Source organism: Bacillus sp. LR_5, from assembly GCF_042709275.1.
Genome location: NZ_JAVAXX010000518.1, coordinates 1 through 2,303 on the forward strand (window position 1 = coordinate 1; position 2,303 = coordinate 2,303).

The window sequence follows — 2,303 nt, forward strand, 5'->3', positions numbered from 1 at the left end:
CTTTCCGCTGATTGCGATCCTGCTTTTTAGTTCGTCGTTATCCATTTCAACTTCACTTTATGCGTTGAAGATGCTGTCCTCATTTGGAATGTATGATGGAATGCTCGATTATTTTTCAGAGAAAGGGATCAGGCTTGCGTTATTTGCTGCCTTTGCACTTTTATATTTTATGGTTCTGTCCGCTCTGAAATTAATTGCGAATACCATGACTGAGCTATCATTGCTGTTTTTTGCTAATGATCCGGAAGGGAACAATCTGAAAAAAATCAGAATGGGTTCCATGATTTATTTAGGCGGCGGGATTTTATCCTTTGTGCTCTTGCAAAATGTCGTCTGGATTGTGATCTGGTTTGCGGTCGTCACGCTCGCTTACTTTGTGTTTATTGTATACCGGATTTATTCGACGCTTTCCCTCATGTCATTAGTCGGATTCATTCTATTGGAACTGCTGTTTTGGTTTACCTTTGTTATCGGTATTCTGTTCATATTTATCAAGCTTTATAATAGCATAATGGCTAGCTTACCTGTGTAAGCTAGCCATTTTTTCGTTTACGGTAAAAATCTTTTTTTGATAGAAGGGGAGGGGAGCATACATTCATTTTTTTTGCCAAACCACTTATAACGGTTCCTGGCAATGAAAGAATAGACCATATCTCTGAAAGGCTTCGGCACTGCGAAAAACAGGACGAAGAGGCGCCATAGGCCCCGCAGATGCCTGAAAACCTTAATGGCTGCAGTTGACTTTGTGTACACTTGGCCGTCTTCAATAAAGACAAAGCTGTCAAACTGATCAGTCGGGAGCCCGCTTTTTTTCAGCAGGCTCTGTCCTGTTTCCGACTGCAACGATGTAAAAGAAATCAGTCCATCTGGATCACGTTTAATGATAAATTGCACGGCGCCATTGCATAAATTGCACACGCCGTCAAACAGCAAAACGCGATTTGGAATTTGTTCTGATGCCACGCCAGATCCCCTCCGATCCTTTAATAAGCCGCTTGCAGCGTTCCTTTAAAGATGGAAAGCTGAGGGCTGATGCTGTGAAGATATTCAACGCTGCTCGGTGTATCTTTTCCGACCCAGACACCCATTGTGTACGTATCTGTCAGGCCGACAAACCACATATCGTGATAATCATTTGATGTTCCTGTTTTACCGCCGATGTAAGGCGCTTTAAAATATGCTTTTTTTCCTGTTCCGCTTTTCACAACGGAAGACATTAAGTTTTTCAGCTGCATGTTTGTGCGGACACTGAATATTTGAGTCGATTTATCATTCCATTTATAAAGCGTTTTTCCTTTAAGGTCTGTCACCTTTGTAATCGCATGGCTCGGCGTATAGCTTCCGCTGTTGCCGAATGTCGTATACGCCTTTGTCATCTCAAGAGGCGTCATGCCGTTTGTAAATCCGCCAAGCGCGGCCGGGAGAAGATAGTCGCTGTCGACAAGTTTGGCAAAATGATACGGCTCAATATAACTGAATGCTTTTTGGATGCCCACACGGTCCAGCATTCTGATGGCCGGTGTATTATATGAATTTTTAAATGCCGTGTCGAGCGTAACTGTCCCGTACGTACGGTTATTGTAGTTTTGCGGACAGTAATCTCTGCTGCAAAACTTGCTGGCATCAATGGTGCTGCTTGCTGTCGCGCCGGTCTGTTCAATATAAGGACCGTAATCAAGAAGCGGCTTAATGGATGAACCCGGCTGTCTGTATGCCTGGTAGGCGCGGTTAAAGTCATATTTTTGATAGTTTTTCCCGCCGGATAGAGCGATGATTTGATGCGTCTGGTGATTAATCACAGCCGCTCCGCCCTGTACCTCCGCATACGGGAGCTTGGCATTCATTTGTGCCACAACCTGATTTTGCATGTACGGATTAAGTGCAGTATAAATTTTCACGCCGTCTTTCATCAGAGTGCTGACTCTTGCGGACAGCTCGTTTTCGATTTTTTCTTTTTGTTTCCCTGACGCTTTTTGAAGACGTTTATCATAGCCTTCTGATTCAGACACCAGTTGAGTGAATTCATCATTGACATAGGAAACGTAGTCCGGATATTTGTCTTCTCTCTTTTCAACATCCAGCTTGATTTTTTGTTTGACGGCTTTTTTCAGCTCTTTATCCGTAATGACCCCGGCATCTTTTAACCCTTTAAGCAAACGTTCTTGACGGCTTTTCGTGTAGTCAAAATGCTTGAGAGGATCATATAATGTAGGGTTATTAGGTATAGCACAGATAAAAGCCATTTCTCCCACTGTGAGAGATTTCAGCGGTTTGCTGAAATAGAATTCAGCCGCTGAACCGAC

Annotated in this window: 3 protein-coding genes; 1 reads left to right on the forward strand and 2 read right to left on the reverse strand. The window is 43.4% G+C overall.

The features are described from left to right. The coding region (locus tag RAC86_RS37900; protein ID WP_377886880.1) for a YufK family protein at positions 1-532 on the forward strand (532 nt) is incomplete at its 5' end. A gap of 17 nt (positions 533-549) precedes the next feature. On the opposite strand, the gene RAC86_RS37905 is transcribed toward RAC86_RS37900, so the two are convergent. Both RAC86_RS37905 and RAC86_RS37910 read right to left on the reverse strand, forming a co-directional pair. After that, entirely contained in the window at positions 550-963 is a 414-nt protein-coding gene (locus RAC86_RS37905; RefSeq protein ID WP_003220746.1) for a thiol-disulfide oxidoreductase DCC family protein, read from the reverse strand. Positions 964-983: 20 nt separating this feature from the next. After that, positions 984-2,303 (reverse strand): transglycosylase domain-containing protein (locus tag RAC86_RS37910; protein ID WP_377886881.1); only part of this gene is annotated, 1,320 nt, incomplete at its 5' end.